Origin of the sequence: Diaphorobacter limosus (assembly GCF_033100095.1) — a bacterium.
GTDB lineage: Bacteria > Pseudomonadota > Gammaproteobacteria > Burkholderiales > Burkholderiaceae_C > Alicycliphilus > Alicycliphilus limosus.
Genome location: NZ_CP136921.1, coordinates 503133 through 517191, shown reverse-complemented (window position 1 = coordinate 517191; position 14059 = coordinate 503133). Strand labels below are relative to the sequence as shown.

Here is a 14059-nt window from a genome sequence, read left to right as displayed (position 1 = left end):
ACGATCTACCAACACCACCTCCGCGCCAGTGCTAGCTTTTCGTACCGTCACTTATTGCACTGAAAACGAGGAGACCCCTCTGCGTGCTGGCCGACAGCTGCTGCAGGGCTGCGCGTACATCGGCGGCGTAGACACGGCCGGCGTCGGTGAGCACGATGCGCTGGCGCACGCGGTGAAACAGCGCCATGCCCAGCTGCTGCTCCAGCTGCCGTATCTGGCGCGACACGGCGCTTTGCGTCAGGTGCAGCTCCTGCGCCGCACGCGAGATGCTGGCGTGCCGCGCCGCGGCCTCGAAGGCCAGCAGATCCGCAATCGGCGGCAGAAATGTCTTGCGCAAGATGGTCATGCAGTTAAGGAATGATTGAAACACAAGGATGACACGGCCACTACGGTGCCAGCGCACTGTTTACGCCGCCAACACACACCGATACCCGAGATAACCCCAGGTAGTTCATACCAAATTTTCATGAAATAGTTCCAATTTATCGCTATGCACAGGCCCGTCAAGCATGGATAGTTGCGGCGTCGCAAAGCCAATACGATTCTTCAAGGAGACACAACATGGCAAGCTCGTACACCAAGATGGCTGCAACCGCCGCCGGCCTGGCGCTGTGGTGCGCCGCCCTGCCCGCGGCGCTGGCCCAGGCACCGTCGGCCACGCTGGACAAGATCAAGGCCTCGGGCAAGGCAGTGCTGGGGGTGCGCGAATCGTCGCCACCCATGGCCTACGCACTGGGCGCCAACGAAAAATACGTGGGCTACCACGTCGAGCTGTGCGAACGCGTGCTCAAGGAGATCGCGCCCACGGCCAAGCTTGAATACATGGCCATCACCGCACAAAGCACAATGCCCCTGGTGAGCAACGGCACGGTAGACATTGGCTGCGGCCCCACCACCAACAACCTGGCGCGCCAGCAGCAGGTGGCCTTCGCCGTCACCAGCTACGTGAGCGAGGTGCGCATGGCGGTGCGCAAGGACTCTGACCTCACCTCCATTGCCCAGCTGGGCGGGCGCACCGTGGCGGCCTCCACCGGTACCACGGCCGTGCAGCTGCTGCGCAAGCAGGAGCGCGTGGTGGGCTCGCCCATCAAGACCGTGCTCGGCAAGGATCACCACGAGAGCTTCATGCTGCTTGAATCCGGCCGGGCCGATGCCTTCGTGCTGGATGACAACATCCTGGCCGGCGTCATCGCCAACTCCAAGGATCCAAGCGCCTACCGCATCGTGGGCGAGCCCCTGGGTGCCGAGCCGATTGCCCTGCTGTTTCGCAAGGACGACCCGGGCTTCAAGGCCGCCGTGGATGGTGTGCTCACGCGCCTGATGCAATCCGGCGAGATGGAAAAAATCTATACCAAGTGGTTTGTGAACCCCATCCCGCCCAAGAACGCCAGCCTGAACCTGCCCCTGGGCAACGCCCTGCGCCAGCTGTTTGCCACCCCGAACGACAAGCCGCTGGAAACCTACCAACAGTAAAGCCCACAATGTCTCCTGCCCTCACCCCTCGCACCGGCGGCCAGATCCTGGTGCGCCAGCTCATCACCCATGGTGTCCAGCAGCTGTTCTGCGTACCCGGCGAGAGCTACCTGGCCGTTCTCGACGCTCTGCATGACGCCGACATCGCCGTCACCGTCTGCCGCCAGGAGGGCGGCGCCGCGATGATGGCTGAGGCCCAGGGCAAGCTCACGGGCCGGCCCGGCATCTGCTTCGTGACACGCGGGCCGGGAGCGACCAATGCCTCGGCCGGCGTGCACATCGCCCACCAGGACTCCACGCCCATGATCCTGTTCGTGGGCCAGGTGGCGCGCGGCGCCAAGGGGCGCGAGGCCTTCCAGGAGCTCGATTACCGCGCCGTCTTTGGCACCATGGCCAAGTGGGTGGTGGACATCGACGACCCGGCGCGCCTGCCCGAGCTGATCTCACGCGCCTTCCACGTCGCCACCTCGGGCCGCCCCGGCCCGGTGGTCGTGGCCCTTCCCGAGGACATGCTGACCGAGGCCGCCAGCGTGGCCGACGCCCTGCCCTACCAAGTCACGGAAACCTGCCCCGGCACCGCCGCGCTGCAAGAGCTGCATGCACGCCTGCAGGGGGCGGAACAACCCGTCGTCATCCTCGGCGGCAGCCGTTGGTCCGACCAAGCCGTACGCGACATCGCCACATTTGCCGAGCACTGGCAACTGCCGGTGTACTGCTCGTTCCGCCGGCAGATGCTCTTCCCCGCCAACCACGCCAGCTACGCCGGCGACCTGGGTCTGGGCGTCAACCCCAAGCTGCTGGCACGCATGCGCGCGAGCGATCTCGTGCTGGTGCTCGGCGCCCGGCTGTCGGAAATCCCTTCGCAGGGCTACGAACTGTTCGATATACCCAATCCTGCACAGCCACTGGTGCATGTACATGCCGATGCCGACGAACTCGGCCGCCTGTACCGCCCGGCGCAGACCATACATGCCACGCCCCAGGCGATGGCCGCGGCGCTGGCCGGCCTGCTTCCAGCCAGCGCACCGGGTTGGGCCGGACACACACAGGCGGCGCGCGCCGAATATCTGGCCTGGAGCGACCCTGCGCCCATCCGCATCCCCGGCCAGCTGCAAATGGGCGCCGTGATGCAGCACCTGAAGGGCGTACTGCCCGCCGACACGATCTTCTGCAATGGCGCGGGAAATTTCGCCACCTGGGTGCACCGTTTCTGGCCCTTCACCAGTTATGGCAGCCAGCTCGCACCCACCAGCGGCTCCATGGGCTACGGCCTGCCGGCAGGTGTGGGCGCCAAGCGCCTATGGCCCGCACGCGAGGTAGTGGTGTTCGCCGGCGACGGCGACTTTCTGATGCATGGCCAGGAATTCGCCACCGCCGTGCAATACGGCCTGCCCCTGGTCGTGGTGCTGCTGGACAACGCCATGTACGGCACCATCCGCATGCACCAGGAGCGCGAATACCCCGGGCGCGTCAGCGCCACCGCGCTCAAAAACCCCGACTTCAAGGCCTACGCCCAGGCCTTCGGCGGCCATGGTGAGCGCGTCGAACGCACCGAGGACTTCGCCCCTGCCCTGGAGCGCGCCCGCGCCAGTGGCCTGCCGGCAATCCTGCACTGCTTCATCGACCCCGAGGCCATCACTCCGACCGGCACGTTGCAAGGCATACGCAACGCGGCGCTGACCAATGGCTGACAGCAAGGCGGCCCCAAGAAAACGAGGGTTTTTCTGCTGATCCGGCAAATCTGCAAGATTCCGCCACAAGCATGGCTATAATCGCGGGCTTCGGAGAGGTGGATGAGCGGTTTAAGTCGCACGCCTGGAAAGCGTGTGTGGGTTAATAGCCCACCGCGGGTTCGAATCCCGCCCTCTCCGCCAGATACAGCTCTAAGTCATTGATTTTCAAAGACTTTTAGCAAAGTCATCAAACCGTTATACGGCTGGTTATACGGTTGCTTTCAGCCAGTTTTGGCTCAGAAAGTGGCACACCCACCAGCCTGAAGAAGTTCTAGCGCCCCCGGCCCTAGAACTTTTTTTCATTGGTGGCTTCCCTTTTCACATCCACCCCCAGCAGCCTGGTATCGAGCGCCAGCGCAGCCCCCTGCGGCTTTCCCGCCAGCGCCACCATGCCGCACATCAGCAGCCAGTGCTCGGTCGCTTTGAGCGCCGTCTCCAGTGCCCAGCGCTTCACATCAGTCACCGGCATATCCCGAGGCACCCACACCGCTTCATCCCAGTGCCATGTCGCCAGCCATGTGGCTTGGTGACCGCCATTTGCACTGGCATACCGCAACTGCGGCGCCCGGTGCCCTGCCGCCTCAAACCGCTCGGCAATGGCCGCTTGGTGCATTGCCGACAGCCGCCCCTCCCCCTGAATCTCCAGCCACAGCCCCAAGCCTTGCGCCCAGCTCCGTTGGTGCAGTCGCAGTGCTGTGACCATAGGGGTGTTGGCTTGTAGTTCCCTCGCCTGAGGTTCAAGCGCCACGCCAGCTTCGCCGTGACGCAATGTCGACGTTGGTGATAACTCAACACGCCATTCGTCGCTGCTTGCGGCGGTGCTTGTTTCTTGGGCTACATGCACCTGCAACGCTTCGGCCACACACTGCCACCACAGCACCCGCAGGCCTGGCACATCATCAACACCCATCGCCGCCCGCTCCCAATGGGCTACCTGCCGGGCCAGCACCCTTTGCGGCACCCCCATCGCCTCTGCCGCATCCCGAAACGCCAGCATGGCAGGCCCTTCGCTGACCGAATGCCCCAGCGCCTTGCGGGCAAACCGTAGCACCCAGGCATGGTCGGTGCGCCCTGACTTGGCTTGCCACAACAGCACCACCGCCACCGCGCCCAACGTATCGAGCGATTCCCGCAAGGCTTCTTCAAACCCACTCGTGCCCATCCACGCATGCCACTGCACCAGCTCGGTAACGTCATACGCCGCCATGAACCACACCAGCAAGCGCAGCGCCCGTACATGTTCAGGGGCCTCCACACCCCATAGCAAGCGCGCCACTTCGGCATCGCCTTCGTCACTTTGCGGGTACTGCTCCAGCAAGGCTTGCAGATCCCGCCAGGACGCCAAGCCCAGGCGGTGGCGGGCGTGTTTGCAGAAATACCGCACTGCAGCCATACGCTGGGGTTGCGCGGGCGGCGTGTGCAGCGCCGTGTCCAGCACCTCCAACAGCATTTGCGCACCTCCATCACCGGCGTCGTGGGGTAATACCAAACCAGGCCTGGGCAACAGAGGCGGCAGTTCCAGCAGCGCCGTCAGCAACCGCTCCAGCGGGGGTGGCATCAAGGAATCGTCGGTCATCACAAAGCACCTCCAAACAAGCAACACAACGTACAAACGAACTCCCGCCCAGCCGTTCGTCCATGCGGCAGCGGCACTTGGCTCACAGCCCAGTGCTACGGAAAGCGGAAGTTCAGAAAGAAGAAAAAAGGGAAAAAAGAAAACGAGCGAAGCAGAACGACACAACTGCCGAACGGCCTACTCGCCCTCTTGCGCCTGCGCCACAGGCGACAGCACCAACACCGCGTCGATGTTCACGCGCTCACTGAGCGTGGCCACCACACGCCGTGGCTGCTTGCTCGCCCAGCCGGTCAGCATGGCATTCCAGGGCACCAGCGGTATCGGGGCCATGGCCGGGTCCAGCACCAGCAAGTCAGCGGGTTCCTCCGCCTCAAAGCGCATGCCCACAGCCAGCACCCAATGCATGTAGCGCTCGGTGGAAAAGCACACCAAGCACAACTTTCCATCGGCCAGCGCATCCAAAGTGCGTTCCGCCACGCGCGAGCGCAATTCCTTGCAGTGCACTTGCTCGGCATAGGGGGCCAGTTGTTGCTGTAGCTCTTGGACCTCGCAGCCGTCGAAGTAGTACCGCTGCGCCACTTTGCGCAGCGCTTGCAGGCGCACATCGCGGGTGTCCCAGATCAGCGCATTGCGCCGCACTTGGCCCAACACCATCAATGCCATCAAAACGCAGTGGTAGCCGCAAGTGGCATCCACCTCCCCCTGGCGCACATGCAGCCGCTGGTTGCCCAACATGGGGCCATGCATGCCAGCACTGATTCGGGGGTGGCAATGGTAGGAATGCAGCATTGCTCAGTATTCCTCCGGCAGCAGCAAGGTGGTCGAGCGTCGGTCGGCCTCCGTGATGATCCACAGCCGATGGTTCGGGGGGATGTCATAGGCCGACAGCAAACGGCTGCCGTAAGTGAGCGCCGCAGCGTTCGCTTCCTTGTCTTCCTGGCACAGGTCACCCCAATCCCCCGCAACGTGGCGCAGCACAAACGGCAGCGGTGCCAACTGCAGTGCTTCGAGCATGTCGAGTGCACCGGGGGTGATCAGCACAGTGCCCAAGCTGAACAAGGGAGTGCGTTGTTGTTCGTAACGCGCGCATGCGGCGGCCTGACCAGGCAAAGAGGTCATGGAAAAGCTCCTGAGAAGAAGAGAAAGGGAGAAGGGAAAGGGGAAAAAGAACGAAGCGCAGCTATGCGCTCGGCACTACCGCCAGCACGCCCTGGCGCGATCCGCCACCACATAACCCATCACCACCGCGATGACACGGCCACGGCGGTGCCACGCGTGCTGTCATGGCGACAGCCGCGCGCACGCTACCGTGGGGTTACGGCGCGAGGGAAATCAAGCAGGGGGATGGGAGAAACGACCTGGGAACACAGGCGGGGGGGGAAAGCTGATATTGATTTTCAGTAAGTGGCTAAAAAAGCCACTTACCAAAACCAACATAAGTTTATAGTGAATTATAGCACAACGTCGGCATCATTGACTTTCAGAAATATCGGCACATCGAAATTCCAATAAATTCAAGTGTTTTCAGCGAAACCAAATTTCGAGCCAAACAAATAAATCATTCAATGCGGAGTGCCAGTAACTCACACATCGATAGATTTGAATTTCGCCCCATCGCAGAGTACTCAATTATTTTGCCTTTGTCTCCACGAATAGTGAAACCGCTCTCACAAACATACTTTCTTTCGTCTGCAATCCAATATTTTTCACAATATCCCGGTACAGCTCATTTCTATTTCCTCTGTACTTGTGACGGGAATTCTTTTCCGTAGCCTTTACAAGGCCTGCAATTTTTCCTGAAGTAACGGCCTTGTCTATAGATAGTCGGCCCTGCAAAACCCAGCCAGCCCCCATAAACACTGGGTTTGCGCTGTTTCCCCGACAGCTCCATCCCCCGAGAATCAATTCACCAGCCATTGATTTCTGAGAGTTTTGTGATGCCCCAGCCCGGTCAAACCGCCGACTTCTTCCGCCAACCACTGGCCGAGATGATCGACCTGCACCACCCGCTGGCGGTGCTCGCCAGCCGCCTGCCCTGGGCACAGATCGAGGCAGCGCTGGCACCGCACTTTGCTCGCCAGGCACGCGAGGGCCGTGCAGTGGCACAAGACGACCTGTTTGGCCCTTCTGTGCAAGTGGCTGGCGGCGCAGTCGCCGCCGCAGGCCGTCCGCGCCTGCCCATCCGCCTGATGGCCAGTCTGCTGTACCTCAAGCACGCCAACAAGCTCAGCGACGAGGAGCTGGTGCAGCGCTGGGCGGAGAACGTGGTCTGGCAGCACTTCAGCGGCATGCGCTTCTACGAACCACGCCTGCCGTGTGACGCCACGCAGATCGGACGCTTTCGTACAGCGATTGGCGAGGCCGGCGTGGAAGAACTGCTCAAGGCCACCATCGACACGGCCGTCACCTCCAGGGCCATCGGGCCCGCCGAGTTCGAGCGGTTGATCGTGGACACCACGGTGCAGGAGAAGGCCATTGCCCACCCGGTGGACTCACGCCTGCTGGAGATCGCCCGCCACAAGGTGGTGACCGCCGCCAAGCGGGCGGGCATTGCCCTGAAGCAGACCTTTGTGCGCGAAGGCAAGGCCTTGCGGCGCAAGGCCGGCGGCTACGCCCATGCCAAGCAGTTCAAGCGGCTCAAGAAGACCGTCAAGCGCCAGCGCACCATCCTCGGCATCGTGTTGCGCGAGGTGGGGCGCAAGATTAAGCAGATGCCTCAAGTGCCGGCCGAGGCGCTGACCGCCCTGCACGATCTGATGCAGCGCGCCGAGCGCATCCGCACCCAGCAACCCAAAGACAAGAACAAGCTGTATGCCATGCACGCACCGGAGGTCGAGTGCATTGGCAAGGGCAAGGCCAGGAAACCTTACGAGTTCGGCGTGAAGGTCAGCGTGGCGGTAACGCACAGGCAAGGGCTGATGGTGGGCGCACGCAGCTTTACCGGCAACCCCTATGACGGCCACACCTTGGCCGAGCAACTCGAGCAGGTAACGATCCTGACCGAAGACACGGGCCGCAGCCCCAAGCAGGTGATCGTCGATCTGGGCTTCAGAGGGGTGGATGCACACAACCCGGGCGTTGACATCATCCACCGGGGCAAGTTCAAAAGCCTCACCTCAGCGCATCGGCGCTGGCTCAAGAGAAGGCAAGCGGTAGAGCCTGCGATAGGGCACTTGAAACACGACAACGGCATGGATCGGTGCTGGCTCAAGGGATCCATGGGCGATGCGTTGCACGCGGTGCTGTGCGCAGCCGGCTACAACATCCGCTGGCTGCTGCGGGCGATCGTGCGTTTGGGCCTCAAGGGGCTTTTTGCGCCCCTGCTCGCACGACTGTGGATCTGGGCTGCGGCGCTGGCTATGGCCACGCAGGCGCGCAGAACCCGCTGTGGATCGCTGGGTTGGATGTTGCGGTGAATTTTGCAGGGCCGACTAGATATCTTAATATCCTCCAAATTTTTCCTGCCAACAATCTTTTCAATACTTCTCTTGTTTTTATTTTTTATGAGTGGCCTGGAAATTAATGGCTCAGCCAATTCAATTTGGGCTTCAATTTCTTCTTTTGATGGAATACCGCTCAGCAAAAAAATGTCAATAGGAATTGACTTTTGATAGGTTGCTTGATTTTCAAAAGAGCATAAGACCTCGAAATATCGAGCCCCTTTATTTTCTCTCCATGAAGCGTAATGTTCGATAAAGCTGTCTTTTTTCAGCGCACCTTGCAGAACGAGAAAAAGCCAGATTCTGTACCAAAATATTTTATGGAGACTTGTCTGCTGTTTGATTGAAGGAGCTTCATTGGCCAATATTTCCTCGACCCTTCTTCTTACTTCAAACTCTTCTTTTGATTGGAATGCCCTGAGGTTAGATGTCACCCCATGCAGCTCCAACACCTCATTCAAACTATTAGGCTCTTGTTTTATTTGGGGACCAACCTCGGATTCAATAGAACCAAAAATGGGTGTTTCATACTTTGAGACTAGCTTTATGAAAAACTCACACGACCAATAGTTTTTCACATTTGACGATGCTTTCAATATTTTCATATTCGCCCTGGTTGGTTGTTTTGTTTCTTTATTAGAAAATGAATTTTCATCCATCTTTTCACTAGTCGCCTCAGGCCTGGCTCCATTCAGAGAAACGACTCCCAAGTCAAGTGACCCTCTTTCCACGACTCGCTATTTCTGGCGGTGCAGTGGTACCACTTTCCTCCCACCGTTCGTACTACAGCACGGTGCGAACAACCCTCTCACCTCCTGTCGAGCTTTCGCTCATCCACTTCCATTTTCCACTTTCCTCTCCGAAGTTTAAGAGCGCATCTCCACCTCTTCCACTTTCCTCTCGATTGAAAGTGCTGCATTGCGCACCGTCAGTTGAGAGACAACTCAGCGCATACCGCATGGGCCGCAAAGCTAGCACTGGCGAGGCTTAGCGAGGAGTTGAACAACATTCGGAAAAAAAACTGTGAACCCTGATGGCTGGATGCAGTGCATGTCGCACTGGTCCGTAGCAAATACCTGGAGTTCATCCATGAATGAGAAGCTGCAAGCCGTCACGGCCAACCAAGCGAAGGTGCCACGCAAGCGCAATGCGTCGGCCCCCACCCTTCCCGATCTCCTGCGCAATTTCAACGACCTTCCCGATCAGGCCTTCGTACGCCTCACTGTGGTGCTGATGCTGCTGGGGGTATCCCGCTCGACCGTTTGGCGTTTGTGCAAATCCGGCGCGTTGCCTGCTCCAAAAAAGCTGGGTAGCCGTATTGCCGTTTGGCAAGTTAAGGATCTGCGCGAATTATTGAATTCGGGTTCACTTTGGACGCATTCTGCTTCGGCATAAATTGCGGATTTATCAAACGCTCGGGAAACCAAGAAAACCCGATTTGACGCTGCCGTAGAGCTGTTTTTCAGTGGTTTTTAGGGTTTTGGCGGTGATGTCGTCAAAAGCGAATGTGCTGGTTACTAGTAATTGATTGACTATGACTAGCTCACCACCACCAACCACACATCGACTACTAAAGCAGATCAACTAGCGGACCAACCATTTAACCAACCTGTAGCGTGCTTGCGTGATATGCAATATCGCCCATAAGGGCATCGTTGCAAGCACCAAAATCACAATTGAAAGCTTTTATGTCTGATTCTCAAACGTCCATCTTCTATATGCCAGCACCCCGCAAAAAGCATGGGACCATCAACTTTCCTGCAAAGCATGGAATCATCTTTCACAATAAAGAGGTCTGTCACCTCAATACTATGAGTGATCACATTAAGGGCCTAACAAAGGCTAATAATAAGATCATTGCGAAGTTGAATGGTGACTTTCAGGTGTACGCCTACCAGCTATCAGTGAATCACCCTGCAACGCTGATCGGCAACAACGTATTGATGAGCAATTCTGTCTACCAGGCTGCGCTCACCCATAAATACCAGCTGCAGATCAATCTTGCGGAATCGGGGGGCGTCGACCCGGCGTATGTGAAGACCATCAGTTTGAAGCACTGCGAGTTTCAGGAGATCACGCTGACTTACTGCTTGGAGTTTGAATCGGAAAAGCAGGCTGTGGGCTTTCAATCGAAGCTCAAGCGCTACGCAGGGATTGTGCTGAAGTCGCCTCGCAATTCGGATGAGAAAATCTCCAAGAAGGTGGGGGTTTCCGCATCTGGGGATACTCAGTCTTGGTACATCAACAAGGTCGATGGGCGCTCGGTATTGTTCTACGTGAAGGATCGAAACCAGCCGAACAAGTTTTCTAGCTTTGAGTCGCCGGAGGTGGCGGGTGATATCTACGCCATCGGCAAGCGCGTGCTTCGGGTGGAAATCAAACTCAGCACCAAATACCTTGCGGAGAGCGGGCTGAGCAAGCCAAGCGCTTGGCGCGGGGCCAAGGGCAAGGCGGTGTATCAGCAGCAGTTCGATTGGCTTCGTACGTTGCTGAAGGTGGATGCGGACTACCGGGTCAACAAGCCACAGCAGCGCCATATTGATCAGCTGTCGGTATGTGACATGCTGGTACTCGATTGGCACCTCAAGGGCAAGCCCATGAATCGGTTCCCGGAGTTCAAGTCAGGCGAGTGGAAGAAGTCGCCGATCAAGCAGCGTATCCAGGAGCGCCTGCGCATCGACATTGATATTCCCTGGAAGACCCAGTGCCGCATCGCGATCCCTGGGCTGAACGGGTTGCTGTCGCTGGATCGGTTGGTTGAGCCACCGAAGGAGTTGCTGGCGCATTGCCATATGCCTGCCACGGTCAAGCGCAAGAACCGTGAGCTGCGCAAGCGTGTTGATGCGGCACTTGCTGCGGCGCAGATCAAGTGGGATGCGAAGGTGCGTGGCAAGGGCAAGGCCACGAGTAAAGGCAAGAGCAAAACTCAGGGCGGTGCTGCTTGTGCTGGCACAACGGCCTCTATCCCAGTCTCCACGCTGTTGGCAGTTTTGGAGGGGTTCCGCAAGGCGGGGGTCCTGGTGCACTTTCCCTCGGACGGGACGACCAGCGATGTGTCTAACTTGATGGGGTAAGTTGTGAGTGTTGCCCCTTGGGCTTTCCCCAAGGGGCAGTGCCGTCACCGTGGTGCGATATACCCTTTTAGAAGGTAGTCCGCCTTCCAGCGGCTGAGTGCAGGATAGTTCAGCACGGCACAAGGTGCTGATGGGGCGGCGCAATCCAGTCACTCACAAAGAGTCTCTTGGTGATGTGGGTCTTGCGCTCGCCGCCCTATTCTGGTTACGAGGCTGCAGAAAATCTCAACCGCTCGCCATCACACGCTTCATCTTGCACTATTCTTGGGCAGCGTCTGGACCACGCAAAGCATCACGAGGGTAGAGCAAAACATGACAGCAGAAGCGATTGTCGAACTACGCGCATTAGTCGGAAGCCTGGGAGAAAAGTGGCAAGCCAATTGGTGGGGAAGCGATTTCTTCAGTTTGACTGCGGGCGCTTTCCTTTCTCCCATATTCACCCGGTCTGTGTTCCTGGCACAGTACAACGGCGTGACGGCCGCTGCCGCCAAGGTTCATGACGAGGTGATCGGCGTTGGGCGATGGTATTCACCTTTTCCGCTTACCCATTGAACTGGAGCAGTCCTGCCAAGAGGTGGCCAACGACAAAGCCTTTGTGGCGCGCGTTCAAGCCCACCTGGGCGATCGACAGCAAGCGCTGAATCGGCTGGCTGAGCTCGCCACACCTGCGCAAACGGCCAGCCCTGGTCGTCGCTGTTGGGCCTGGTGGGCGACGACATCACCGCAGACTTGGCTCGCGCCGCCGGTGTCTATGTGGCAGCCTTCCAACAGCAGGTCCAGTCCTTCCCCTATTTGAAGGAAGCTGCGTGAGCGATCCGCGGTACTACACCACCCAGTTGCAAGCAGGGTTGGGGCTGATCGAAGAAACCAAGCAGCTGCTGGAGGTCTACCAACCTGGCATGTCGGCGCCAGCCTTGTACGATGCTGCGCTGGCCTCGGGTGTCGAACTACGCGCATTAGTCGGAAGCCTGGGAGAAAAGTGGCAAGCCAATTGGTGGGGAAGCGATTTCTTCAGTTTGACTGCGGGCGCTTTCCTTTCTCCCATATTCACCCGGTCTGTGTTCCTGGCACAGTACAACGGCGTGACGGCCGCTGCCGCCAAGGTTCATGACGAGGTGATCGGCGTTGGGCGGACCATTCACCTTTTCCGCTTACCCATTGAACTGGAGCAGTCCTGCCAAGAGGTGGCCAACGACAAAGCCTTTGTGGCGCGCGTTCAAGCCCACCTGGGCGATCGACAGCAAGCGCTGAATCGGCTGGCTGAGCTCGCCACACCTGCGCAAACGGCCAGCCCTGGTCCGTCGCTGTTGGGCCTGGTGGGCGACGACATCACCGCAGACTTGGCTCGCGCCGCCGGTGTCTATGTGGCAGCCTTCCAACAGCAGGTCCAGTCCTTCCCCTATTTGAAGGAAGCTGCGTGAGCGATCCGCGGTACTACACCACCCAGTTGCAAGCAGGGTTGGGGCTGATCGAAGAAACCAAGCAGCTGCTGGAGGTCTACCAACCTGGCATGTCGGCGCCAGCCTTGTACGATGCTGCGCTGGCCTCGGGTCGGTTCCCGTTAGTGACAGCTCGCCGCTTGCGCAACATCGTCGTAGAGTGTTTTGCGCCCAGGTACTTGCGTAGCTCTGGCGTGTCATCCCATCTTCAGCGCATGGTTCCCCAGCTTTCGTCGGCCGAACTTGCGCAACTGTTTTTTCTCTACACGGCCCGGGCCAACCTCGTCCTGGCCGATTTCGTTTGTGAAGTCTTCTGGCCCCGATATGCCGCAGGTCGGAACGACCTGGAGCTGGAAGATGCCCGCACCTTTGTCGCCAACAGCGTGCGCGAAGGCAAGACGCAGAAGCCTTGGTCCGATATCACGATCAAGCGCATCGCCTCGTACCTGATCGGCTGCTGTGTGGACTACGGTCTCTTGACGGTGACCGGTCGGCACAAGCGCTCCGTGGCCCCATACCGGATTCAACCCAAGGTGGCCCTCTACCTGGCTTATGAGCTTCGGTTCAGTGGCTTGGGCGACAACCAGGTGGTCTCACATCCAGACTGGAAACTCTTTGGCTTGGAGCCGCACGACGTTAGGGACCAACTCAAACGCCTATCGCTGCAGGGGCACCTGATTTTCCAAGCGGCATCCGATGTTGTCCACATTGGGTGGACCTACAAGAATATGGAGGAAGTGATCGATGTCATCGCTCAAGGCTGACTTCAACGAGCTCATGGAGCGTATCAAGCAAGGGCGGGAATTTGGTCACGCCAGCTTCGAGCCCATCTTCTACTTGGTCTTCTCGCCCAGCCAGATCCTGAACGTTAAGCGCGAGACGCCAGCGTGGGTTCATCGGCTCAAAAACGAAGGCTGGGACGTCGCTACTTTCTCCATCGCTGAGCATGTGGCCGACATCATCGAAAAGGCGCCGCTGCGCAAGATTTGGGTGGCTGCGGACCAGAAGGCCCCTCAGGCTTGGGACAAGACCAACGCTTCGCTGGCCAACGCCATCAGCAACGGGGCGCTGCAGGCACGCATTGAGGCCAAGTTGGCTGAACTGGAAGGCAAGACCAAAGCCATCCTGATGGTCACCGACCTGGAAGCTCTCCACCCCTACACACGCATCGGCGTGATCGAAGGCAAGCTCCAGGGCAAGTTTCATGTGCCCACCGTGTTCCTTTACCCGGGCGTGCGCACCGGCAAGACACGGCTGAAATTTTTGGGCTTCTATCCAGACGACGGTAACTACCGGTCGGTTCACGTGGGTGGCTGATCCAGGC

Annotated in this window: 12 protein-coding genes, 1 tRNA gene and 1 pseudogene; 10 read left to right on the top strand and 4 right to left on the bottom strand. The window is 58.9% G+C overall.

The features are described 5' to 3' along the window. Window positions 1–70: 70 nt before the first annotated feature. A pseudogene (locus P4826_RS02525) lies at window positions 71–340 on the bottom strand (LysR family transcriptional regulator); the annotation flags it as partial. 242 nt (window positions 341–582) lie between these two features. On the opposite strand from P4826_RS02525, the gene P4826_RS02520 reads away from it, so the two are divergent. The 3 genes from P4826_RS02520 to P4826_RS02510 all read left to right on the top strand — a co-directional run bounded on the left by P4826_RS02520 (window position 583) and on the right by P4826_RS02510 (window position 3347). Then, a complete protein-coding gene (locus P4826_RS02520; RefSeq protein ID WP_425605253.1) occupies window positions 583–1473 on the top strand; it encodes an amino acid ABC transporter substrate-binding protein in 891 nt (296 codons plus the stop codon). An 8-nt stretch (window positions 1474–1481) separates the two neighbouring features. Next, window positions 1482–3164, top strand: coding sequence for a thiamine pyrophosphate-binding protein (locus P4826_RS02515; RefSeq protein ID WP_317702422.1), 1683 nt, complete (start codon window positions 1482–1484; stop codon window positions 3162–3164). Window positions 3165–3256: 92 nt separating this feature from the next. Beyond that, window positions 3257–3347 (top strand) — tRNA-Ser (locus tag P4826_RS02510). A gap of 145 nt (window positions 3348–3492) precedes the next feature. Here the strand turns inward: P4826_RS02510 and P4826_RS02505 are convergent. The 3 genes from P4826_RS02505 to P4826_RS02495 form a co-directional block, all read right to left on the bottom strand. Further along, window positions 3493–4782, bottom strand: a complete 1290-nt coding sequence (locus tag P4826_RS02505) for a hypothetical protein (RefSeq protein WP_317702421.1) — start codon at window positions 4780–4782, stop codon at window positions 3493–3495. A gap of 177 nt (window positions 4783–4959) precedes the next feature. Beyond that, window positions 4960–5517, bottom strand: coding sequence for a hypothetical protein (locus P4826_RS02500; protein WP_317702420.1), 558 nt, complete (start codon window positions 5515–5517; stop codon window positions 4960–4962). A gap of 57 nt (window positions 5518–5574) precedes the next feature. Next, window positions 5575–5901 carry a type I restriction endonuclease subunit M gene (locus P4826_RS02495; RefSeq protein WP_317702419.1) on the bottom strand — a complete coding sequence of 109 codons (327 nt, stop codon included), beginning with the start codon at window positions 5899–5901 and terminating at the stop codon, window positions 5575–5577. A gap of 818 nt (window positions 5902–6719) precedes the next feature. Here P4826_RS02495 and P4826_RS02490 point away from each other — a divergent pair. From P4826_RS02490 to P4826_RS02460, 7 genes are all read left to right on the top strand, one after another. Then, complete coding sequence (locus P4826_RS02490) at window positions 6720–8198, top strand: IS5 family transposase (protein WP_317702418.1); 1479 nt, start codon at window positions 6720–6722, stop codon at window positions 8196–8198. A 1113-nt stretch (window positions 8199–9311) separates the two neighbouring features. Beyond that, on the top strand, window positions 9312–9617 hold the full coding sequence (locus P4826_RS02485) for a helix-turn-helix transcriptional regulator (protein ID WP_317702417.1): 306 nt from the start codon (window positions 9312–9314) through the stop codon (window positions 9615–9617). Window positions 9618–9910: 293 nt separating this feature from the next. Beyond that, on the top strand, window positions 9911–11296 hold the full coding sequence (locus P4826_RS02480) for a hypothetical protein (RefSeq protein WP_317702416.1): 1386 nt from the start codon (window positions 9911–9913) through the stop codon (window positions 11294–11296). Window positions 11297–11608: 312 nt separating this feature from the next. Next, window positions 11609–11848 carry a BrxE family protein gene (locus tag P4826_RS02475; protein WP_317702415.1) on the top strand — a complete coding sequence of 80 codons (240 nt, stop codon included), beginning with the start codon at window positions 11609–11611 and terminating at the stop codon, window positions 11846–11848. Window positions 11849–12102: 254 nt separating this feature from the next. Then, complete coding sequence (locus P4826_RS02470) at window positions 12103–12717, top strand: BrxE family protein (RefSeq protein WP_317702414.1); 615 nt, start codon at window positions 12103–12105, stop codon at window positions 12715–12717. Then, window positions 12714–13499, top strand: a complete 786-nt coding sequence (locus P4826_RS02465; RefSeq protein ID WP_317702413.1) for a BrxA family protein — start codon at window positions 12714–12716, stop codon at window positions 13497–13499. Before P4826_RS02470 ends, P4826_RS02465 begins: the two co-directional genes overlap by 4 nt. Continuing rightward, window positions 13480–14052 carry a BREX protein BrxB domain-containing protein gene (locus P4826_RS02460; protein ID WP_317702412.1) on the top strand — a complete coding sequence of 191 codons (573 nt, stop codon included), beginning with the start codon at window positions 13480–13482 and terminating at the stop codon, window positions 14050–14052. Before P4826_RS02465 ends, P4826_RS02460 begins: the two co-directional genes overlap by 20 nt. The last annotated feature ends 7 nt before the right edge of the window (window positions 14053–14059 follow it).

Coding starts and splice junctions, on each gene's coding strand:
- P4826_RS02480 (WP_317702416.1), top strand. CDS start 9,911: ATGTCTGATTCTCAAACGTCCATCTTCTATATGCCAGCACCCCGCAAA.
- P4826_RS02505 (WP_317702421.1), bottom strand. CDS start 4,782: ATGACCGACGATTCCTTGATGCCACCCCCGCTGGAGCGGTTGCTGACG.
- P4826_RS02495 (WP_317702419.1), bottom strand. CDS start 5,901: ATGACCTCTTTGCCTGGTCAGGCCGCCGCATGCGCGCGTTACGAACAA.
- P4826_RS02490 (WP_317702418.1), top strand. CDS start 6,720: ATGCCCCAGCCCGGTCAAACCGCCGACTTCTTCCGCCAACCACTGGCC.
- P4826_RS02500 (WP_317702420.1), bottom strand. CDS start 5,517: ATGTTGGGCAACCAGCGGCTGCATGTGCGCCAGGGGGAGGTGGATGCC.
- P4826_RS02520 (WP_425605253.1), top strand. CDS start 583: ATGGCTGCAACCGCCGCCGGCCTGGCGCTGTGGTGCGCCGCCCTGCCC.
- P4826_RS02515 (WP_317702422.1), top strand. CDS start 1,482: ATGTCTCCTGCCCTCACCCCTCGCACCGGCGGCCAGATCCTGGTGCGC.
- P4826_RS02475 (WP_317702415.1), top strand. CDS start 11,609: ATGACAGCAGAAGCGATTGTCGAACTACGCGCATTAGTCGGAAGCCTG.
- P4826_RS02485 (WP_317702417.1), top strand. CDS start 9,312: ATGAATGAGAAGCTGCAAGCCGTCACGGCCAACCAAGCGAAGGTGCCA.
- P4826_RS02460 (WP_317702412.1), top strand. CDS start 13,480: ATGTCATCGCTCAAGGCTGACTTCAACGAGCTCATGGAGCGTATCAAG.